Below are 20,484 nucleotides of genomic sequence, written 5' to 3'. Positions count from 1 at the left end.
TCCGTGGTGCTCGAAAGAAGTTCAGGGCGCTGGTTCTAGCGTACCGGTTGCGACGCGTGCTCGCCCACCACGGTCGTCCATGGCCGCACGCGCCAACGCGTCACGAGACCCGCAAGCACATATGGATCGGCCTCGGCAAAGGCGCCGGCGGCCGCGGGCGAGTCGCTCTGGAAGAGCAGCACAGCCGTATCGACCGGGTCGGACAGCGCGCCCGCGAGCAGCAATTCGCCGCGCTCGACCGCCGCCCATGCGTGTTTCAGATGCTCGTCGCGATACGCGCCGCGACGTTCGAGGTAGTCGGACACGAGATCGTACATCAACAGGTAGTGCATGGCGTAGCCTCCTTGACATGCGTGATTGATGAGATGAGCAGCATCTCGGCACGGAATTCGAGCCCATATTACCCGCGCGATCGACAGCGAAATTTCCTGCCTATTTCTTATTCGATTGTCCACAAGCGCAATGCCGATTTCGTGGCTAAAGCTTTCATCATTTCACCACCCACGGCGGTGATCTGTTTGAATTTTCCATGTCAATTAATCTGGAATGCATAACATAACTTGACAGTGCCGCGATCCGTGCACCCCTACACTGGAGGGCGGCTTCCCCTGCCCCGCCAGGTAGGGAAAACCACCGTCGCGGCTTGTCAACCGGAATGCGTTTTTGTCCGTTCTGGCAGACAGCAATTGCCACCATGGACGTGCCGGGGGTGTCCCGGATGCCGTTGACGCCTGCGCGCACGACCACTAAAAACGTTTTCACCACCGAAGGGAGTGTCACATGAAGATCCAATCCGCAATCGCAACGCTGGTGTTGGGCGCGGTCCTCGTTTCGCCGGCGTTCGCGCAGAACAGCCAGCAAACGAAAATGGCCGACTGTAACAAGCAGGCCGGCGACAAGAAGGGCGACGAACGCAAGGCCTTCATGAAGACCTGCCTGTCGGCGAAACCGGCCGCCGCTGCGCCGATGAGCCAGCAGGACAAGATGAAGGCGTGCAACACGCAGGCCGCCGGCAAGAAAGGCGACGACCGCAAGGCGTTCATGAAGACCTGCCTGTCGTCCGCGCCGGCTAACTAATCGCGCGGCGCATCACCGCGCCTTGCCTGAACAGGGCCGCGCCGTTCTCCGGCGCGGTCGCTGTTTTTACTTCCTGGCGCGCTGGTGCTTCATCGCCGCTTCATCGCCGCTGCATCGCCGCTTCATCGCCGCTTCATCGCCGCTTCATAGGCCGCTTCATCGCGCGCGCCCCATAGCCAAGCTTCACCGTCCCTCCCTGGTCGCTTCACAACCGCTTCACGCCCGTCCACAGCAGCTTCACAGCCCATTCGCGCGAACGCGCCGTTTTTCTTCTATGATGGCTGCGGAGACGGCCCACCCCCACACACAACATTAGACGGGCCGCCATCTTGTCGTTGATGCCAAAGCGCATCGATCGGAGGCAAGGATGGTATCGAAACATAAAAACCGCTGGTTGAGGCGGTGGCTGGTCGTGATCATATTCTGGGCGGTGCCGGTGGCAATCGTCGCGGTCAACGAGATCCGGGAGGAAATGGCGTATAACAACGTCGACCTCGACCGCGCGCTGACCACCTGGAATTTCACCGACGCACAACGCGCCGCCGGCGCACCCGCGCGCTGTCACGGCAAACCCGACGAAGCGCAGGCAGCCGGCTGCCCGGCCGACGTGCTGGCCGCCAACGCGCCGCGTCAACAGGAGGCCCGCGATGAATACAGCGTGCGCCGCGCGACTCTCTTCGCTTACCTTTGGCACGCCTTCGTCGGCTACTGGATCGTACCGGCCATCACGCTGTTCGCGATCGGCGCGCTGATCGGCGTCATCCGCCGCGTGTTGCGGCGGCCACCGGTGAAAAGTCCGGCGAACAACGGCTGACGAGCGGCCGACCACGTCGCTGTTGCGGCATCCCGACGACACTTTCAATTCGATTTCAACACCATTCGCACGACGCCAGTACGACGCGAAAATCGGTAAAAACGAGTGCGTCGCGCTGCCGGAGTGCCGGCTTCTTCGTGCGGACAGTTATCGGGCATGATGCTGCCCGGACCCACGCGGCCGCACTTTCCAAACGGCCGGCAAGCGCCTCCCGAGGCCGGTCAGATTTACAGCATCGAGTTTTGCGATCTGGCGCAAAGCCCCGCCACACAAGGCTTTTAGCGAACCCGCGAAGACAGCAATCAAGGCTTGCGTGTGATATAACGAAAAGGCAACCCGCCGCTACATTTGAGGTTGCGCCCAGGAACCACGATGGAGAAAAACGATGCAAAGACGAAACTTCATGTTGAAGACTACCGCTGCGCTCGCTTTCGGAGGCCTTGCACTCGCCGGTTGTACAACGACCGGGAGCAGCCAGGACACGGCGTCCACTGATGCATCCAAACGCAAGTCGATCGACGCCAGCGTCGACGGCACCATGTCCCGGCTGTTCACCTCCGTGACGGGCTCGCGCGAACTCGTGTCGAAGGCGCGCGGCGTACTCGTGTTCCCGTCGGTGCTGCAAGCAGGTTTCATTGTCGGCGGCCAGTACGGCGAAGGCGCGCTGCGCGTGGGCGGCGGCACGGTCGGCTACTACAGCACGGTTTCCGGCTCACTCGGTCTGCAGGCCGGTGCGCAGTCGAAGGCCATCATCTTCCTGTTCATGACGCAGGACTCGCTCGACAAATTCCGCAACTCGGACGGCTGGGCCGTGGGTGGCGACGCCTCGGTGGCGCTGGTCAAGGTGGGCGCGAACGGCGCGATCGATACGACCACGGCTACGGCGCCGGTCCAAGTGTTCGTGCTGACCAATGCCGGCCTGATGGCCGATGTATCGCTCCAGGGCACCAAGGTATCGCGCCTGAAGATCTAAGCGCGCCACCGGTTGACGGGTCTGCGTTTGATCCGCCGGGCTCGCACGAGGCGGTAACTGGGTCAAACGCAGCGGACCAAACGCTGCGGGTCAAACGCAGTCCATGTTCCATCAGGCTGACGCCGGGGCTGCGAGGCCGGTGCAGCAGCCATCAAAAAAACGGCGATGCGCACTGCACCGCCGTTCTTTTTTTGCGCAGCCGCCCGCCGCGGCTCAGCGCAACTCAGCTCCCCGACGAATCGATCACCTTGAAGCGCGAGCGTTTCTGCGCGCGAATCACCGATTGATACGCGTCCACATATTGCTGCGCCATCCGGTGCGACGTGAAGCGCTCTTCGAAGCGTTGCCGGACACCCGCGCGCGGCACCTTGTGCAGGCGATTCACCGCCGCCACCGCGCCGATCTCGTCTTCGACGATGAAGCCGGTCACGCCCTCTTCCAGCACTTCGGGCACCGAGCCGCGATTGAACGCGATTACTGGCGTGCCGCACGCCATCGCCTCGATCATCACCAGACCGAACGGTTCCGGCCAGTCGATCGGAAATAGCAGCGCATGCGCGCCGGACAGGAATTCGGCCTTCTGGTTATCCGCGATTTCGCCGATGTACTCGACGTACGGCAGATCCAGCAAGGGCCGGATGTCGCGCTCGAAGTATTCGCGGTCGGCGGCATCGACTTTCGCGGCGATGCGAATCGGCATGCCGCAGCGCCCGGCAATGCGGATCGCCGTGTCGACCCGCTTTTCCGGCGAGATGCGGCCGAGAAACGCAAGGTACTTCTGCTCGACCGGTTGCGGCGTGTAGAGCTGTTCCGGCAAGCCGTGATAGACGGTGGTGAGCCACCTGGCCTGCGGCAACGGATGGCGCTGCGCATTCGAAATCGAAATGACCGGCGCGGTGTTGAAGGTGTCGAACACCGGTTGTTGCTCGGGCAAGTCGAGGCGGCCGTGCATGGTCGTGACGAACGGCGTGTCCTGCCGCTTGAAGACCGAAAACGAGTAGTAGTCGAGGTGGAAATGCAGCACGTCGAAATCTTCGGCCTGACGGCGCACCAGTTCCATCAACAGCATATGGGGCGCGATGCGGTCGCGTATGCCCGGGTCCAGACGCAACGCCCGCGGCCATACCGCTTCGAGCTTCGCACTGGTGACGGAGTCGCCGCTCGCGAACAGCGTCACGTCATGGCCGAGATCGACCAGCGCCTCGGTGATGTACGACACGACGCGCTCCGTGCCGCCATACAGCTTCGGCGGCACCGATTCGGTCAAAGGGGCGATCTGCGCAATCTTCATATCCTGTCTCCGTGAACGGTCGGCTTGGGCCGCTTTTGGCCTGCAGCGGGACGCACTACCGGCGCCTCAAGGGCGCTGAATATGACAGCGCCGGCATCTCCGCGCAATGCAACGGAGCGCCGCGCGGCCGCCTGCACCACCCGCATCCTCGCATTATTCACCAGGGCGCAATAAAAAGCCCTTGGCCCTTTCAATTCCTTGGCGCTGTTACATTCAATTTACATCCGGCGCCGCGCCCTTGATGCTCTTTATCGTGCCGGCCACTTCCACGCCGGCAGGTCGCGATCGTCTGCATCCGCAATACGCGTGGCGCCAAGGTGTTTTTCGAGCACGATCGACTGACTCTCGTCCTCCCGCTCGAGCGCCGCGATCAACCGCGCCGCATGTGACACCACCAGCACCTGGGAATGCACGGAAGCCCGTGCGATCAGACGCGCGAGCGCCGGCAGCAGATCCGGATGCAGACTCGTCTCCGGTTCATTGAGCACCAACAGCGCGGGCGGACGCGGCGTCAACAGCGCCGCGACCAGCAGCAGATAGCGCAAGGTGCCGTCCGACAGTTCGGCGCCTTTCAGCGGTCGCAGCAAGCCGTGCTGCTGCATCGTCACTTCGAAGCGGCCGTCCTGGGTGGCGATGTCGAGGCGCGAACCTGGGAAAGCGTCATCGATGGCGGCATCCAGTACGGCCGGATCGCGGATCTCGCGAATGGTTTGCAACGCGGCCGCGAGGTCCGCGCCGTCGTTGGACAGCACCGGGGTGTGCGTCCCGATCTGCGGCAGGCGCACCGCCGCTTCGGCATCCGTGCGGAAATGGTCGTAGAAACGCCATGAGCGGATCTGCTCGCGCACCGTGATCATCTCCGGCGCGGTGCGCGGGTCGGAGAACTCCGTCATCATGCTGTCGAAGCTCGCGACGGGTTGCGCAATAGTCTGCCAGCCGCGTTCGTCATCGCGCGTATGGATCGCCGGACCGCGCCGGTCGACCAGCAGCGCCGACGGCCGTAACACGGGGCCGCTCCAGATGCATTCGCGCTTGATCGTTGGATCGAGCGGGAACCGTGTGGCCTGATCGAGTAGCGGCAAGCCCAGATCGATCGCATAACCGAATTCATCGCCGGAAAAACCGCGCCGCAGACTCACCGGCTCTTTGCGGCGCGTGCCCTCGACAGCAGACTCACCTGCCAGCATCGCGCGCGAGAAGCGTTCAGGCCCGGCCCATAAAGTCGATTGCAAGCCGCCCTCGCGCGCCAGCGACGTAATCACGCCGCCGCGCGCAGTTTCGGCCAGCAGCCGCAGCGCGCGATACACGCTCGATTTGCCGCTGCCATTCGCGCCCGTGATCACATTCAGGCGGCCGAGCGGCACGATCAATTCGCGCAGCGACCGGTACCCCGCGATAGCCAAGGTGGTCAGCATGCCGCCCCCCATCGGTCAACCGCGCGCCGCGGCACGACCAGTAACGCAACCTCGTTCATACGCACCATCAGTTATGCCCGCCGCCGTTACCCGGTTTCTGCACCGGCACGCTGCGCAGATCGCTCAGGAACGTATCGCGCCACACGCCGAGATCGTTCTTGCGCAGCGCCGCCATATTGATCTCATGACGCCGCCGGCGCGCCTCGAGCGGCATCTGCAAAGCACGCTGCAAGGCCTCGCACATGCCGATCGCATCGTGCGGATTGACCAGCAGCGCGCCGCTCAGTTCCGCCGCCGCACCGGCGAAAATCGACAGCACCAGCACGCCCGGATCGTCGGGATTCTGCGCGGCCACGTATTCTTTCGCGACGAGATTCATGCCGTCGTGCAACGGCGTGACAAAACCGATCTGCGACTCGCGAAACAGCGACATCAGCTTCCAGCGGTCGTACTGTTGATTCAGATAGCGGATCGGCGTGTAGTCGAGGCCCGAGTAGCGGCCATTGATGCGCCCTGCTTCGTATTCCAGATCCTGACGGATCTTCTGATAGGTCGCGACGTCCGAGCGGGTTGGCGGTGCGATCTGCACCAGCGTGACGTTGCCGCGCCATTCGGGCGAGCGCTCCAGCAGCTGCTCGAACGCCCGAAACCGTTCGACCAGGCCCTTCGAATAATCGAGCCTGTCGACGCTCATGATCAGCTTGCGACCTTCGAGGCTCTGCTTCAGGTCGAGCACATGCTGACGGCCTTCATAGCGCTTCGCCTGCTCGGCGATTTCGTCGGGAAACACGCCGATCCGATAGACGCCCGTGCGCAGCTTGCGGCCGAATGCGTCGACGTGGCCGTCCGCGCCCACGCTGCCGCGCGCGTGGCGCCTCACGTAGTCGTGAAAGGCGAGTTCATCGGTCGTGGTCTGGAAACCCAACAGGTCGTAGCACGACAACGACTTCACCAGCTCTTCGTGCGGCGGAATGTTGAGCAGAACCTGCGGCGAGGGAAACGGAATGTGCAGGAAGAAGCCAATCCGGTTCGTGATGCCTTCCGAGCGTAGCGCTTCGGCGAACGGGATCAGATGGTAGTCGTGAACCCAGATCACGTCGTCGGGTTCGAGCAGCTTGATCAGCTTGTGCGCGAGCCACGCGTTCACGCGCCGGTAGCCCGCATACTCTTCGCGCTCGTAACGCGCGAGGTCGTTGCGGTAGTGGAACACCGGCCACAGCGTCGCGTTCGAAAAGCCGCGATAGTATTGGTCGTAATCCTTACGTGTGAGGCCGACGGTCGCGAAGGTCACCGCGCCGTCCTGCTCCAGAGTCGGACCGGCATGGGCGACGGTCTCGCTCACTACGTCGCCGCTCCAGCCGAACCACACGCCTCCCGCATCCTTGAGCGCGCCGAACACGCCGACGGCGAGGCCGCCCGCCGAGCTTCTGGTTTCCGTCGGCGTTGCGACGCGATTCGACACGACGATCAGTCGGCCCATGCTGGTTGTCCTCCATGGTTCGCACGGCGCGGCGCGGCACGTACGCCGGCACCGCTGCTACACCGCCCGCATCGGCACACGACCGTCCGCGCTACGCCTTTTCCTTCTGCCTCGCCCGCGGCTCGCTCGCCTGCGCAGGGCCCGCGCGGCTCGCCACCGGATCGGCTTCGGTGCGCGCCGCGGTGCTGTCCGCGGACGTCCGCGTGCTGCGTGGCACCCAGTCGAGCGGCTCGCCCTTGCCGCTTTCCAGTTCTTCGGCCGATACTTCGGCGCGCGCTCTCGGCAAGTACTGCGGATAGTGCTTCTGAATGAAGTCGAGCAGCCCTTCACGGACCCGGCAGCGCAAGTCCCAGTTCAAGCCTGAATCGAGCGAGCTGACCAGCGCGCGCAACTGCATCGAGCGCTCGGTGCCGTCGGTGACTTGCAGCACCTGCACGCGGCGATCCCACTCCGGGGCGTTCTCGACGATGCGCGCGAGTTCCTCGCGCAACGGCGCGAGCGGCATCCGGTAATCGACATACAGAAACACCGTGCCGATGATCTGCGAATTGCTGCGCGTCCAGTTGGAAAACGGATTCTCGATGAACCATTGCAGCGGCACGATCAGCCGCCGCTGGTCCCACAAGCGCACCGACACATACGTGCCGGTGATTTCCTCGATACGCCCCCACTCGCCCTGAATCACGACGACGTCGTCGAGCCGGATCGGTTGCGACAGCGCGATCTGCAAGCCGGCGATCAGATTGCCGAGCACCGGCCGCGCCGCAATACCCGCGACCAGACCGGCCACGCCCGCCGAGGCCAGCAGGCTCGCGCCGATCTGCCGCACACTCGGAAACGTCATCAGCGCGCCGCCCACGCCGACGATCACGATCACGATCACCAGCATCACCGAACGCGCCAGCACCCGCGCCTGCGTATGGATGCGGCGTGCCTGCAGGTTGTCGGCGGTATCGAGCGGATGGGCCTGGACGATCGCCTCGCCGATCGCCGCCGCCGAGCGCACCGACAGCCACGTGAGCGCGCCGATCAGCGCGATCGCGGCGGCGTCGCGCAGCGGCGTGATGAACATCAGCGTGTCGGGCGCCTCCCACCAGACGGCTTCCAGCATCAGGATCACGAGGACGAACAGCGACGGTTTGTCGATATAGCGCAGCACGACGCTGGTGAGCGGATACGGCCGCGCGATTCGCGTGACGATGCGCGCGCCGACCCGCTGCACGCCGGCGGCCAGCAGCGCCGCGATCACCGAGACGGTCAAGGCGCCGAGCCACGTATGCAGCGGTGCTTCCGCGATACGGCTCAATTCGTCGAAAGTGGGCATGAAGGGCGTTTTCCTCTTGGTGGCTGAAAACGGAACCGGCGACCGGGCGGCGGCGATGTTGCGTGGTGCATTGTGCGCGCCGCGCGGGCCGGGTGGACAGGCGGTGAACCGGCTGCCGACTGGCGACTGCCGACCGCCGACTGCCGGCAAGCCGCCTGCGGAGCGGGTGTGAGCGCCGAAGCGGCCCGGTCGATGACATCGGCGCGAACGCTACGACGGCGCGCCGGCTAGGCATGGCTGCACCTGCTGCCGCGGCACGGCTCGCCTGTGCAAGCCCAAGGCGTCCGTCCGTCCGGACGGGGAAAGACGGCCGCGGCGGGCAACTTCTGAAAGCGCAGCCGGGGATCAAGCCCGGTTTTAACCGGCATCGCGCCGGGTTGAAACAGTACCGCTCAAGCCGGCCGAACCGCCGAACCAGCCAACCGCGAGCCGGTCGGCGCCAACCGTCGTTCAAATCGAAATCAACTGCCGCTCTTGCAGGGAAACGCCTTGCCGAGCCCCAGCGAGATCGCCGTACTGGCGTTATAGCCCGCGACGATCGGGTTGTCCGCGATGTATTTGCGCACCGCGTCGGTGAGCTGCGCCGAGCGCGCGTCTTGCGGCAAGCAGAAGTACTGGCCGACGCGCGGCCCGGTGGTGCCGCCGATCGCGTCGATCGTATTGAAGATGCCGTCCGCGGCGCCTTCGATATACGCGGCGCACGCGCTGCGCGACGCCACATCGGTCTTGGTGCACAGCTTGTTGAGGTCGCCTCCCGTAAACGCAGCTGCCGATAGCGGTACGGCAAGCGCGCTGGCGAAAATCAAAGCCCGCAGCATGGTGTTCCTTTCCAGGGGTGTTTATCAGGCGGTCTGGTGCCGCATCCGGAGGGCGCGCCCAACACGGCACGCCAAAGCCGTCATTCTGCACTGTTTTGCCAGGCGGCAGTCGTGCGAACTGCCACCCTTTTAAGGCTCAATTAAGGCTCAATTGCCGGTTCAGCGCTCCTTCCGTCGGACGCCCCGCGCGCTTTATTTCTTTTGCATTTGCTGCAAACGCGCGGTCAGTCCCTCGACCACGTCCGGTTCCTTATAGGTCTTCGCGAAATCGAGCGCGGTCAGGCCGATCTGGTTCTTCACCGTGAGGTCCGCGCCGTTGTCGAGCAGCAGCTTGACGGTCGACACGTGACCGCCGCGCGCGGCCATCATCAGCGGCGTGGTGCCGTTGGGCGAACCAGCGTCGATATAGGCCGAATGGTCGAGCAGCAGCTTGACGATATCGTCGTGGCCGTTCGCCGCCGCGTAGTGCAGCGGCGTCCAGCCCTTCTTGCTGACTTCGGCGTCCTTCGCGATCAGCAGCTTGACGAAGTCGATGTCGCCGTTCAACGCCGCCATCATCATCGCGTTTTCGCCGGCCTTGTCCTCGATCTCGATGTCGGTCTTCGGATTGGCGATCAGCGCGGCGCCCACCTTGTCGGACTTCTCGCGCGCGGCCAGCACCAGCAGCGGAATGCCCTGGTTGTCGACGCTGTTCGGGTCCATGCCCTTGGCGAGCAGCTTGTTGACGCCGTTGACGTCGTCGAACTTGACCGACTTGATCAGAGAGTCGATCGGCGCCGCCTCAGCGGGCGTCGCAATCACCGAACTCAGCGCGGCGCAAGCCAGCGTGGCGGCGAACGCAAAACCGGACAGGCCGCGGCGCGCCGAACCGAAAGCGTGCGGCGCGGCCGAAGTCTGTTCAAACGCTGCGATCGAAGTCGAATTGTTTCTCATATTTTGCTTTAGGAGAATTTCCTATCCTTTTGATATCTTTAATCTTTATTGATCAGACGCCAGCCGGTGCGGGGATCTTGAACAGTCGGAAGAAGTTTTGCGTGGTCGCGGTGGCCAGCGCCGTATCCGGCATCTCGCGTTGCTGCGCGATAAACCGTCCGACATAACTGACGTACGCAGGTTCATTAGGCTTGCCGCGATACGGCACCGGCGCGAGGTATGGCGAGTCGGTTTCGATCAGCAGCCGCTCGAGCGGCACGCGGCGCGCGACATCCTGCACGTCGGTCGCACTCTTGAACGTGACGATGCCCGACAGCGATATGTAAAAATTCTGCGCCAGAGCTTGCTCGGCGACTGCCCACGGCTCCGTGAAGCAGTGCATCACGCCGCCGGGCTCGCCTGCGCGCTCCTCGGCCATGATGCGCAGCGTGTCTTGCGCCGACGAACGCGTGTGAATGATCAGCGGCTTTTGCGTGGCGTGCGCCGCGCGGATATGCGTGCGAAAGCGCTCGCGCTGCCATTCCATGTCGGCGATCGTGCGGCCTTCCAGACGGTAGTAGTCGAGCCCCGTCTCGCCGATCGCGACCACTTTCGGATGTTCGGCCAGTTCGATCAGCTCGGCGACGCTCGGCTCGCGCATCTCCTCGTGATCCGGATGCACGCCGACCGACGCATAAACGTTCTCATACTGACTGGCGATCTCCAGCACGGACGGCAGCGTCTCGAGATCGACCGACACGCACAGCGCGTGCGTCACCGAATGGCTGCGCATGTTCTCCAGCACCTGCGGCAGGCGCTCGGCGAGTCCTTCGAAGTTGATATGACAGTGCGAGTCGACAAACATGGTGATGTCCTGCTGATAAATAACCCGAGGTGAATCAGGCGGCGGCCGTGCCGAGCCGCTTGCCGAGAATCACCAGATCGCGCTCCACGCCGTCCAGCACCGCGACGCGCGGCAGCGCACCCCACGTGTCGAAGCCGAAGCCGCGGAACAGGCGCAGGCTCGCCTCATTGTGGCCGAAGATAAACCCGAGCACCGTGTCGATGCCGAGCGCCGGCGCCGCCGCGAGCGAGGCGGCCAGCAACTGCTTGCCGAGGCCCTTGCCGCGTGCGCTTTCGTCCAGATAGATGCTGACTTCGGCGCTGCGCTGATAGGCCGGGCGGCCGTAGAAATCCGAAAAGCTCAGCCAGGCGATCACGCGGCCGGTTTGCGGATCGTCCACCACCCACAGCGGACGCTTTTGCGGACCGTGCGCGTGAAACCAGGCCACCCGGCTTTCGACGCTGACCGGCTCCAGATCGGCGGTCACTTGCCGCGACGGCACCGTCGAATTGTAGATGGCGACGATCGCCGGCAGGTCGTCGAGGGTCGCGTCGCGGTAGGAAAGGGTCATGGTGTATTGAACCTGGGGTGAAAGGCGGGACGGCGGACGGGCCCGGGAGCGAGACGCCGACAAGACCCGCGCACGAAAGCAACAGGCTTAGGCGAACAGCTCGCGGTAGCCGATAAACAATTCCTCGAACACCAGCCGCGCGTTCAGCGGATGGTTCTCCACCGCGCGCTGGCGCGTCACGGTCCGCATGAAACGCGCGAACGCGCTGGCGTCGGCCTGCGACGCACAGCGTGTCAGCGCCGCCGACGCCTGTGGAAAATAGCGCGGAGCGCCGGCGGTGCGCTGCGCCAGCAAGTCGTACATCCAGCGTTGCAGCCAGCCGAGCACCAGCGGCACCGGCAGCTTCTGCAGTGCTTCGCCGCAAGCGAAGGCGTCGCAATCCGGACCGGCCGCCAGTTGTTTCAGCGTCCAGTCGCGCAGTGCGCGGTTTTCGTCGCCGGCGAGCGCGAGCGCCGTGAGCGGTGCGCCGCCGGCTTCGGCCAGCAACGCGGGGGCGTCGGCCACGCCTTGCACGGCCAGCCACTTCGTCGCGACATCCGGGGCGGGCGTGGTCATCGGCCATTGCCGGCAACGGCTGATGATGGTCGGCAGCAAGCGGTCGATGCGCGCCGACACCATCAGGAACACCACGCCGGCCGGCGGTTCCTCGAGCGTCTTCAGCAGCGCATTGGCGGCGGCGACGTTCAGCCCTTCCGCCGGATACAGGACGATCACGCGCACGCCGCCGCGATGCGACCCGACGCCGACGAAATCGAGCAGGCCGCGGACCTGCTCGATCTTGATTTCCTTGCTGGGCGCGCGCGTTTTCTTGCCTTCGTCGGCGTCGGCCTTGTCGGCTTTTTCGTCGGCGTTGCTGGCGAGGCCCGCTTCGGCAGCCAGCGCTTCCGGCACGACGATTCGATAGTCCGGATGATTGCCCTGCGCGAACCAGTTGCACGCCACACAGGCGCCGCACGGCTCGCCGTTGGCCTGTTGCGCCTCGCACAGCAGCCCTTGCGCCAGATGCTGGGCAAAGCGCAGCTTGCCGATGCCGGCCTGCCCATGGAGCAACAAGGCGTGCGGCCAGTGACCGCGCAACTGTTGCAGGCGATTCCAGTCATCGGCTTGCCACGGATAAATCATCGTTTCTCTTTTGAATCAATCGGTTGACTGCGGGTTGACTGCGGGTTGACTGCGCTTGATGAGAAATCTCACGAACCATCAACGCCGCTACAAGGCAGAATTATATTAATTTAAAATCAAAGTGTTGCAATCAATTCTTCAAGTTGCTTCTGAATGCGGGCGATGCTCTGCGAGGAGTCGATGATAGCGAACCGGTACGGCGCTTCTTCCGCGCGGCGCAGATACTCCGTGCGCGTGCGGTTAAAAAACGCCGCCGATTCGCTCTCGAAACGATCCGGGTCGCGCGCCGCACTGCGCCGTTCGCTGGCGATCTCGGGCGCGAGGTCGAACAACACGGTCAGATCCGGCTGAAAGCCGCCCTGCACCCAGCGCTCCAGTGTTTCGAGCTTGTCGCGCGGCAGGCCGCGGCCGCCGCCCTGATAGGCGAAAGTCGCGTCGGTGAAGCGATCCGACAGCACCCAGTCGCCGCGCGCGAGAGCCGGCTCGATCACATCCGCCAGATGCTGGCGGCGCAGCGCGAACATCAGCAGCGCCTCGGTTTCCAGGTCCATTTTCTGATGCAGCACGATCTCGCGGATCTGCTCGCCGAGCGGCGTGCCGCCCGGTTCGCGCGTCAAGACGACCGAGCGGCCGCTTGCCGCGACTTTCTGTTCGAGGCGCTCGCGAAACCAGGCGAGATGGGTCGTTTTGCCTGCGCCGTCGATACCCTCAAACGTGATGAATTTGCCCCGCGCCATTATTGCCCTCGAATGTATTTGTCCACGGCCTTGTTGTGATCGCCGAGGGTGTCGGAAAAGATGCTGCTGCCGTCGCCGCGCGATACGAAGTACAGCGCGGTGCTTTGCGCCGGGTTCAGCGCCGCCTGCAGCGACGCGACACCGGGCAGCGAGATGGGCGTCGGCGGCAGGCCCATGCGGGTGTAGGTATTGTAGGGAGTGTCGGTCTGCAGGTCTTTCTTCCTGATGTGGCCGGTGTAGCTCTCGCCCATTCCGTAGATCACGGTCGGGTCGGTTTGCAAGGGCATACCCACTCGCAGACGGTTCGCGAACACCGCCGCGACCATCGGCCGGTCCGACTTCTTGCCGGTTTCCTTTTCGATGATCGATGCCATCGTCAACGCGTCGTACGGCGTCTTGTACGGCAGATCGGCCGCCCGGGCGCTCCACGCTTCGTCAAGACGCACGCGCATCAGCCGGTACGCGCGGCGGTACACGTCGAGATCGCTGGTGTTCTTGTCGAACAGATACGTGTCGGGGAAAAACAGCCCCTCGCCGTTGCCGATCGCCGCTTCCGGCGCGCCGATCGCGTTCATCAGATCGGTGTCGCTCATGCCGGCGGTGTCGTGCTTGAGCGCCGGATTGGCGTCCAGCTCGGCGCGCATGCGCTTGAAAGTCCAACCCTCGATAATCGTCGCCACGAATTCGTTGACGTCGCCACGGGCGATTTTTTGCAGCACTTCATAGGGCGTCACACCTGTCTTGAACTCGTAGTTGCCCGACTTCAACTCGCTTTGCAGCCCGAGCAGCCGCGTCATGATGACGAACAGTTCCGGCTCGACCGGCACGCCGCCGCGGTTGAGTTGCTGCGTGACGCTGCGCAGGCTGCTATGCGGTTTGACAGTGACGTCGAGTTGCGCAGGAGTCAGATCGAGCGGGCTATTGGCCCAGTGATATCCGCCGGCAATTGCGGCTGCGGCCAGCACAACGACGATTGAGCCGGCGACGAGACATTTCTTCAGGAGGGACATGCGAAACGTGGCTGGGGTGAAGCTCATATAATACTTGTTTGCCTTAGCTAAAGTCAGAATTGACTGTTCTCCGAATCCATGAACATACCGCTCGCTACTGGTTCAGGCACCCCCGCAGGCACCCCCGCAGGCACCCCTGCAGGTACTTCGTCAGGCATCACTGCCGCCGCTCCTTCTTCACCTGCCGGTCTTGCCACGCTGCCGCGCCCGGCCTCCGATGAATTCGACGCCGTGGTCCAGCAAGGCGCCTATATGCCGCTCACGCAGTTCGGCGTGATCGACGTGACCGGCGACGACGCGGCCAGCTTCCTGCACGGCCAGTTGACGAACGACACCCAGCATCTCGACGCCGCCAATGCGCGGCTCGCCGGCTACTGCTCGGCGAAGGGCCGTTTGCTGGCATCGTTTCTGACCTGGCGCAGCGGCGAGACGATCCGCCTGCTGGTGTCGAAAGACGTGCAGGCCGCAGTGCAGAAGCGGTTATCGATGTTCGTGCTGCGCGCCAAGGCCAAACTCGTGGATGCGAGCGGCGAGTTGGCGGTGGTCGGCCTCGCGGGCGATGTGCGCCGCGCGCTCTCCAGCGTGTTCGACGCGCTGCCGGACGGCGTGCACGTGAAGGTGGACGGCGCGGCGGGTTCGCTGATCCGCGTGCCCGATGCGCTCGGCCGGCTGCGTTACCTGTGGATCGGACCGAAGGCCGCGATCGAGGCGCGCCTGCCTTCGCTCGATGGCAAGCTCAAGCGCGTCTCGCCGGCGGTGTGGGATTGGCTCGACATTCGCGCGGGCGAGCCGCGCATCACGCAGCCGGTGGTCGAGCAGTTCGTGCCGCAAATGGTCAATTTCGACGTGCTCGGCGCGGTGAACTTCCGCAAAGGCTGCTATCCGGGTCAGGAAGTCGTGGCGCGCAGCCAGTATCGCGGCACCATCAAGCGGCGCACGTCGCTCGCGAACGTGGTGGGCGAACTGGACACGGTCAAGGCCGGCGCGGAACTGTTCCACTCGGACGACCCGGGCCAGCCATGCGGGATGGTCGTGAACGCGGCGTGCGCACCGGAGGGCGGCGTCGATCTGCTGGTGGAGATCAAGCTCGCGGCGCTGGAAAACGGCTCGGTGCATCTGGGCGCGGCGGATGGCCCGGCGTTGCGGTTCCTGCAACTGCCGTATGGGTTGCCGACCGAGGTTTGACCTGCCGTCTGCCGGGCTTAAGCGCCGCAGCTTCGCGGCGCTTAAGCCCGCGCGTTTGGCGTTTGTACTTCCCCCATTCCCACCGGGAGACGCCCCCCGATGTGCCTGATCGTCTTCGATTGGCGGCCCGATGCGGCCGACGGCCCGCTCTTCACGCTCGCCGCAAACCGCGACGAATTCTTTCGCCGCACCGCCGAACCGATCAACTGGTGGCATGACGCGCCCACCGTGCTCGCCGGCCGCGATCTGGTGGGCGGCGGCACGTGGCTGGGGATGTCGCGCGACGGCCGCTTCGCCGCGCTGACCAACTATCGCGCGCCGCATGAAATGCGCGCCGATGCGCCGACCCGGGGCACGCTCGTCAGCGACTGGCTCATCGGCCCCACCAACGGGAACAACGGAACTCACGTCACGCCGCTCGACTACCTGCAACAGGTCGCGCAAACCGGCGACATCTACAACGGCTTCAACCTGCTCGTCGGCGACTGGACGCGCCGCGAACTCGGCTGGTATTGCAATCGCTCGGACACCGCGCCGACGCTGCTTGCGCCCGGCACGCACGGCATCTCGAACGCGGTGCTCGACACCGCGTGGCCGAAGCTGGTCAACAAACGCGCGGAATTGGCCGCCCTGCTCGCACGCGATCCGACGCCACCGCTCGAACGCCTGATCGATCTGCTGCGCGATCCGCGCCTCGCCCGCGACGACGAGTTGCCGGCCACCGGCATTCCGCTCGAACGCGAACGGGCGCTGTCGGCGGCGTTCATCGAAACGCCGGAATACGGCACGCGCGGCACCACCGCGCTGCGGGTGCTCGTACACAGCGACGTGATCGGCGTGGCAGTCGCCGAGCGCAGCGACGACAACGGCTCGCACCGGATCGTGCGGCCCGGCGATTTCGAGCGCAGCTTCGCGTTCGACGTCGAACGCGCGATCGCCTGAAGCGTCGCGGCCCTTACCCGATATCGAACGCTTCGACGCCGAACGCCGCGCGCAAGGCCGCCGCGGCTTGCGCATGAGCCTGCGCGACCTCGGGCACGAAGCCGCCCATCTTGAAGAACTCGTGAATCATGCCCGGATAGCGTTTTAGCGTGACCTCGTTGCCCGCCGCACGCAGCTTTTCCGCGTATGCATCGCCTTCGTCGCTCAAGGGATCGTATTCGGCGGTCGCGATCCAGGCCGGCGCGAGGCCGCTGAAATCGGGCGCACCGCGCTTGCCGTCGAGCGGCGCGAAACGCCAGTCGTCGCGATCGCCGGCATCCCGGACGTATTGCTCGAAAAACCACTGGATCGTATCGCCCGACAGCAAAAAGCCGTCGGCCAGACGCGAGTGGGAATCGGTCTGCTGATAACCGGTCGTGCCTGGATAGATCAGCAATTGCAGCGCGAGCTCGATGCCGGCGTCGCGCGCCAGCACCGCGCACACCATTGCCAGCGTGCCGCCCGCGCTATCGCCGCCAACCGCGAGCCGTCCGGCATCCACGCCGTACTCCGCGGCGTGCGCGTGCAGCCAGGCCAGTGCGTCGAATGCATCGTCGACGGCAGTGGGGAATTTGTACTCGGGTGCGAGCCGGTAATCGACCGACAGCACCGCGCAGCGGCCATCGCGCGCGAACATCCGGCACAGCGCATCGTGCGTATCGACGCTGCCGACCGTGAAGCCGCCGCCGTGAAAATAGACCAGCGCGGGCGCAGGCTCAGCCCAGCTCGGCTCGACAGGTTGATAAAGGCGCGCGCGAAGTGCCGCGCCGTCGCGCGTGGGGAGTTGCAGATCCTCGAGCGCGAACATCGGCGCGCTCGCGATCTCCAGAATCGGCGCGCTTTTCTCGTAGGATGCGCGCGCCTGTTGCGCGGTCAGTTCGTGATACGGCGCGCGCCTCGCGCGCGCGATCATGTCGAGCACCTGCTCGAGCTTCGGATTCAGCGGCATTGTGCGTCAAGTGGCGCGGGTGCGCCGAGGGTGAGCGGAACGAGCGCCGTATGATGCCATGAGCGCCTAGCTTGCGCTCTTTACCTCGGGCTTCAGCGACAAGGGATCAGTGGGATTGCGCTGCTGTTCGATGTCGTCGTGGCGCAGCTTCACCGTCTCCATGATGCCTGGATGCGTGACGACGTAGAAACGCCGCGTCCTGATCGCCTCGAACGTGAGCGCCGCGACATCGGCCGCCGTCAGCTTGCCGGACTGCACCGCGCGTTGCAGCTGCTTGCCGGCGGCGATTTGCGAGCGCGTCGGCCCCGTGTCGTTGCGCAGCGCCTCGGGCCGCGCGCGTTCCGCGTTGGCGATGCCGGTCGGCACGAAGGCCGGACACAGCAGCGAACAGCCGACCTCGCCGCCCGCGGCTTGTGCCAATTGCAGGTCGTGATAGAGAGTCTCGGTGAGCGACACGACCGCGTGCTTCGACGCGTTGTAAATGCCCATCGCGGGCGGCGACAGCAAGCCCGCCACTGACGCCGTATTGACGATATGCGCCGGCTCGTTCTGCCGCAGCATGATCGGGGTGAAGACGCGCACACCGTGCGCGACGCCCATCACGTTGACGCCGAACACCCATGCCCAGTCGTTCGCCGAGCTTTCCCACAGGAAGCCGCCCGAACCCACGCCCGCGTTGTTGAACAGCAGATGAACCTTGCCGAAGGCGTCGAGCGCCGCTTGCGCGAGCGCTTCGACCTGGGCGGCGCTGGAAACGTCGGTGGGCACGCCGAGCACTTCGGCGCCGCCGGCGCGCAATGCGTCGACGGTTTGCGCGAGCGCGGCGGGATCGACGTCGGCCAGCACGAGCTTCATGCCGAGCGACGCGCCCTTCTCCGCGAACGCGCGGCCGAAGCCGCTCGCCGCACCGGTGATCACCGCCACCTTGCCTTCGAATTCGAACATCGTGTACCTCCTGGGTTGAGCTCTTTGACAGCCGGGTTCAGATCGATCAGATCAGCTTGACGAGCTGCTTGCCGAAGTTCTTGCCCTTGAGCAGACCGATGAACGCCTCCGGCGCCTGGTCGAGCCCTTGCGCGATGGTCTCGCGATACTGCAGCTTCTTCTGCGCGACCAGCGTGCCGAGTTGCCTGAGCGCTTCCGGCCACACGTCCATGTGCTCGCTGACGATGAAGCCTTGCACCAGCAGACGCTGCGTGAGCATCAGCGACGGTTGCTTGAGCGGCATCGGCTGGCCGTCGTAACCGGCGATAAACCCGCACAGCGCGATGCGGCCGAACGCGTTCATGCGCGCGAGGGTCACATCGAGTACTTCGCCGCCGACGTTCTCGAAGTAGCCGTCGACGCCGTCCGGCGTCACCGCCTTCAGATCCTTATACAGATTGCCGGCCTTGTAATCGACGCAGGCATCGAAGCCGAGCGTCTCGACCACGTAGCGGCACTTGTCCGCGCCGCCCGCAATACCAACCGCACGCGCGCCGGCCAGCTTCGCCAGTTGCCCGACCACGCTGCCCACGGCGCCGCTCGCCGCGCTGATCACCACCGTCTCGCCCGCCTTCGCCGCGATGATTCTGTTCAGCCCGTACCACGCGGTGACGCCCGGCATGCCGACCGGACCGAGATACGCCGACAGCGGCACGTGCGTGTCGTCGACTTTCTGCACGCCCGCCCCGTTCGAGGTGCCGTACTCCTGCCAGCCGAACATCGCGACGACCTTGTCGCCGACTGCGAACTTCGGATTGTTCGACTCGACCACTTCGCCCACCGTGCCGCCGATCATCACTTCGTTCAGCGGCTGCGGCGCCGCGTACGACTTGCTGTCGTTCATCCGGCCGCGCATGTACGGATCGAGTGACAGGAAATGATTGCGCACGCGGAATTCGCCATCGGCAAGCGGCGCGAGCGGCGTTTCGACGAGCTTGAAGTTATCGGGCGTGACCGCGCCTTGCGGACGCGAAGCGAGCACGAGTTGACGGTTGATCTGGGGCATGACGATCGTCTCCATGGTTCGATGTTGTGCGATGTTGTGAACAGCGCGGATGATGCGAACGGCGAATGATGCGAACAACGTTTGCGAAGGCACTGACGGCGCGCGCGGTTCCCGATACGCGCCATCGTCGAAGGGTCAGCCGTCGCTTGGTCCGGGTTTGGCGGAAGGATCGCTGCGCAGACGCTGCCGCGTCACGTCGCGGCCCACGGCGAGGCGCCGCATGTATTTGAAGGTGCCGAGCGCTTTGGCGACGAAGTGACCTTCGCTGTCGCGGATCTCGCCTTCGCAATAGGCCATCGTGGTGGAGCGGTGCAGCACGCGGCCGCTGGCGCGCAACTCGCCGCGCCCCGGCTGCATGAAGTTGACCTTCATCTCGACGGTGACCACGCCGACGCCGTCGCCGGCCAGACTGCGCGCGGCCATCGCGAGCGCGACATCGGCCAGCGTCATCGTGACGCCGCCGTGGGCGACGTCCCACGTGTTCATGTGATCCGGCTGCAACGGCAGCACGACTTCGCTGACGCCGTCGGCAGCCGAGACGAGCTGCGCGCCGAGCCGGTCGACAAACGGGCTCTCGGGCAGCGCCGCGCGGTTCGCTTTGGATGAGGACGAATCGGTCATTGCGCTACTTTCAGATTTCGTAATCGACACACTGGCGCGCTTCACGCACGGCACCGGTAAAGCCCTTGAGCGCTTCGTGCTGCGGATGAACCTGGTACGCGTCGAGCGCGGCCTTGTCGGCGAAATCGGAGACCAGCACGATGTCGTAGGTCGACTCCAGCCCCGGCTGCGCGATGCCGACTTCGAGCTTCAGAATGCCCGGCACGATGTCGCGGCAGCCTTCCAGCTTTTCTTTCAGCTTCAGAGCATTTTCCGCACGGGTTGCACCCTCGGCGGTTTCTTTGAGCTTCCACATCACAATATGTCGGATCACGGGGTTACCTTCTTCGATTCAATTCGTTGGGCTGGGGACCTGGCATCCGCGCTCGAC

At 64.7% G+C, this 20,484-nt stretch carries 23 protein-coding genes; 6 read left to right on the top strand and 17 right to left on the bottom strand.

What is annotated here, in order from left to right:
- Positions 1-35: 35 nt before the first annotated feature.
- Complete coding sequence (locus DLM46_RS06670; protein ID WP_115099955.1) at positions 36-332, bottom strand: YciI-like protein; 297 nt, start codon at positions 330-332, stop codon at positions 36-38.
- A 448-nt stretch (positions 333-780) separates the two neighbouring features.
- On the opposite strand from DLM46_RS06670, the gene DLM46_RS06665 reads away from it, so the two are divergent.
- From DLM46_RS06665 to DLM46_RS06655, 3 genes are all read left to right on the top strand, one after another.
- Positions 781-1,077: a PsiF family protein gene (locus DLM46_RS06665; RefSeq protein WP_115099954.1), complete on the top strand. Its 297-nt coding sequence runs from the start codon at positions 781-783 to the stop codon at positions 1,075-1,077.
- A gap of 367 nt (positions 1,078-1,444) precedes the next feature.
- Positions 1,445-1,891 carry a hypothetical protein gene (locus tag DLM46_RS06660; RefSeq protein WP_115099953.1) on the top strand — a complete coding sequence of 149 codons (447 nt, stop codon included), beginning with the start codon at positions 1,445-1,447 and terminating at the stop codon, positions 1,889-1,891.
- A gap of 385 nt (positions 1,892-2,276) precedes the next feature.
- Entirely contained in the window at positions 2,277-2,864 is a 588-nt protein-coding gene (locus tag DLM46_RS06655; RefSeq protein WP_115099952.1) for a BPSL1445 family SYLF domain-containing lipoprotein, read from the top strand.
- Between the two features lie 223 nt (positions 2,865-3,087).
- Here DLM46_RS06655 and DLM46_RS06650 read toward each other — a convergent pair whose 3' ends face one another.
- From DLM46_RS06650 to DLM46_RS06635, 4 genes are all read right to left on the bottom strand, one after another.
- Positions 3,088-4,155, bottom strand: a complete 1,068-nt coding sequence (locus DLM46_RS06650; RefSeq protein WP_115099951.1) for a glycosyltransferase family 4 protein — start codon at positions 4,153-4,155, stop codon at positions 3,088-3,090.
- Positions 4,156-4,403: 248 nt separating this feature from the next.
- Positions 4,404-5,570 (bottom strand): AAA family ATPase, encoded by a 1,167-nt coding sequence (locus DLM46_RS06645; protein ID WP_115100009.1) that lies wholly within the window; start codon positions 5,568-5,570, stop codon positions 4,404-4,406.
- A gap of 67 nt (positions 5,571-5,637) precedes the next feature.
- A complete protein-coding gene (gene otsA, locus DLM46_RS06640) occupies positions 5,638-7,050 on the bottom strand; it encodes an alpha,alpha-trehalose-phosphate synthase (UDP-forming) (RefSeq protein WP_115099950.1) in 1,413 nt (470 codons plus the stop codon).
- 91 nt (positions 7,051-7,141) lie between these two features.
- On the bottom strand, positions 7,142-8,374 hold the full coding sequence (locus DLM46_RS06635) for a mechanosensitive ion channel family protein (protein WP_115099949.1): 1,233 nt from the start codon (positions 8,372-8,374) through the stop codon (positions 7,142-7,144).
- On the opposite strand from DLM46_RS06635, the gene DLM46_RS39305 reads away from it, so the two are divergent.
- Positions 8,373-8,546 carry a hypothetical protein gene (locus tag DLM46_RS39305; RefSeq protein ID WP_165847914.1) on the top strand — a complete coding sequence of 58 codons (174 nt, stop codon included), beginning with the start codon at positions 8,373-8,375 and terminating at the stop codon, positions 8,544-8,546. The genes DLM46_RS06635 and DLM46_RS39305 overlap by 2 nt on opposite strands.
- A gap of 289 nt (positions 8,547-8,835) precedes the next feature.
- Here the strand turns inward: DLM46_RS39305 and DLM46_RS06630 are convergent, their stop codons facing one another.
- From DLM46_RS06630 to mltG, 7 genes are all read right to left on the bottom strand, one after another.
- On the bottom strand, positions 8,836-9,192 hold the full coding sequence (locus DLM46_RS06630; protein WP_115099948.1) for a Rap1a/Tai family immunity protein: 357 nt from the start codon (positions 9,190-9,192) through the stop codon (positions 8,836-8,838).
- A gap of 192 nt (positions 9,193-9,384) precedes the next feature.
- The gene (locus tag DLM46_RS06625) at positions 9,385-10,125 is read right to left on the bottom strand and encodes an ankyrin repeat domain-containing protein (RefSeq protein ID WP_115099947.1); all 741 of its coding nucleotides are present in this window, start codon (positions 10,123-10,125) and stop codon (positions 9,385-9,387) included.
- Positions 10,126-10,177: 52 nt separating this feature from the next.
- A complete protein-coding gene (locus DLM46_RS06620) occupies positions 10,178-10,969 on the bottom strand; it encodes a TatD family hydrolase (protein WP_115099946.1) in 792 nt (263 codons plus the stop codon).
- A gap of 34 nt (positions 10,970-11,003) precedes the next feature.
- Complete coding sequence (locus DLM46_RS06615) at positions 11,004-11,519, bottom strand: GNAT family N-acetyltransferase (RefSeq protein WP_115099945.1); 516 nt, start codon at positions 11,517-11,519, stop codon at positions 11,004-11,006.
- A gap of 87 nt (positions 11,520-11,606) precedes the next feature.
- Entirely contained in the window at positions 11,607-12,641 is a 1,035-nt protein-coding gene (locus DLM46_RS06610) for a DNA polymerase III subunit delta' (RefSeq protein WP_115099944.1), read from the bottom strand.
- A gap of 116 nt (positions 12,642-12,757) precedes the next feature.
- On the bottom strand, positions 12,758-13,378 hold the full coding sequence (gene tmk, locus DLM46_RS06605) for a dTMP kinase (protein WP_115099943.1): 621 nt from the start codon (positions 13,376-13,378) through the stop codon (positions 12,758-12,760).
- Positions 13,378-14,388, bottom strand: coding sequence for an endolytic transglycosylase MltG (gene mltG / locus DLM46_RS06600; protein ID WP_115099942.1), 1,011 nt, complete (start codon positions 14,386-14,388; stop codon positions 13,378-13,380). Before mltG ends, tmk begins: the two co-directional genes overlap by 1 nt.
- 78 nt (positions 14,389-14,466) lie before the next feature.
- Here mltG and ygfZ point away from each other — a divergent pair, with 78 nt between their 5' ends.
- Both ygfZ and DLM46_RS06590 read left to right on the top strand, forming a co-directional pair.
- Positions 14,467-15,573, top strand: a complete 1,107-nt coding sequence (gene ygfZ, locus DLM46_RS06595; RefSeq protein WP_115099941.1) for a CAF17-like 4Fe-4S cluster assembly/insertion protein YgfZ — start codon at positions 14,467-14,469, stop codon at positions 15,571-15,573.
- A 99-nt stretch (positions 15,574-15,672) separates the two neighbouring features.
- Positions 15,673-16,515, top strand: a complete 843-nt coding sequence (locus DLM46_RS06590; protein WP_115099940.1) for an NRDE family protein — start codon at positions 15,673-15,675, stop codon at positions 16,513-16,515.
- Between the two features lie 13 nt (positions 16,516-16,528).
- Here DLM46_RS06590 and DLM46_RS06585 read toward each other — a convergent pair whose 3' ends face one another.
- The 5 genes from DLM46_RS06585 to DLM46_RS06565 form a co-directional block, all read right to left on the bottom strand.
- Complete coding sequence (locus DLM46_RS06585) at positions 16,529-17,503, bottom strand: alpha/beta hydrolase (RefSeq protein ID WP_115099939.1); 975 nt, start codon at positions 17,501-17,503, stop codon at positions 16,529-16,531.
- Positions 17,504-17,569: 66 nt separating this feature from the next.
- Positions 17,570-18,448, bottom strand: coding sequence for an SDR family oxidoreductase (locus DLM46_RS06580; RefSeq protein ID WP_115099938.1), 879 nt, complete (start codon positions 18,446-18,448; stop codon positions 17,570-17,572).
- Positions 18,449-18,494: 46 nt separating this feature from the next.
- Positions 18,495-19,493: an NADP-dependent oxidoreductase gene (locus tag DLM46_RS06575; RefSeq protein WP_115100008.1), complete on the bottom strand. Its 999-nt coding sequence runs from the start codon at positions 19,491-19,493 to the stop codon at positions 18,495-18,497.
- 135 nt (positions 19,494-19,628) lie between these two features.
- On the bottom strand, positions 19,629-20,114 hold the full coding sequence (locus DLM46_RS06570; protein WP_115099937.1) for a PaaI family thioesterase: 486 nt from the start codon (positions 20,112-20,114) through the stop codon (positions 19,629-19,631).
- Positions 20,115-20,124: 10 nt separating this feature from the next.
- Positions 20,125-20,427 carry a Dabb family protein gene (locus DLM46_RS06565; protein WP_341868577.1) on the bottom strand — a complete coding sequence of 101 codons (303 nt, stop codon included), beginning with the start codon at positions 20,425-20,427 and terminating at the stop codon, positions 20,125-20,127.
- Between the last annotated feature and the right edge of the window lie 57 nt (positions 20,428-20,484).

The sequence above is a fragment of the Paraburkholderia lacunae genome (assembly GCF_003353175.1).
Taxonomy (GTDB): domain Bacteria; phylum Pseudomonadota; class Gammaproteobacteria; order Burkholderiales; family Burkholderiaceae; genus Paraburkholderia; species Paraburkholderia lacunae.
The sequence above is the reverse complement of the archived record's forward strand: the minus strand, read 5'-3'. Positions and strand labels throughout refer to the sequence as shown.